The 204-nt window shown below is 60.8% G+C and carries 2 pseudogenes; both read right to left on the reverse strand.

Annotated elements, in window-relative coordinates:
- Positions 1-83, reverse strand: a pseudogene (locus SKC41_RS31790) (type VII secretion protein EsxI); the annotation flags it as partial.
- Between the two features lie 26 nt (positions 84-109).
- A pseudogene (locus SKC41_RS31795) lies at positions 110-204 on the reverse strand (WXG100 family type VII secretion target); the annotation flags it as partial.

Genomic DNA, 204 nt, shown 5'->3' on the forward strand with positions numbered 1-204 from the left:
TGCTCGGCCTCCAACGAAGCGGCCTGCGCGCGGATCAACGCACCGTGCGCGTCCACGTCTCCGAACTGGTAATTGATCGACATTGTCTATCCTCCAAATGTCTTGGTGGCTAGTGGCCGAGGGCCTGCTGCGAGGCCTGCTCTTGCGTCTCGTAGTTGTTGGCGTCGCGGATCAGTCCGTCACGCACACCGTGGAGCATGTTGA

The sequence above is a fragment of the Mycobacterium sp. 050128 genome, from assembly GCF_036409155.1.
Lineage (GTDB): Bacteria > Actinomycetota > Actinomycetes > Mycobacteriales > Mycobacteriaceae > Mycobacterium.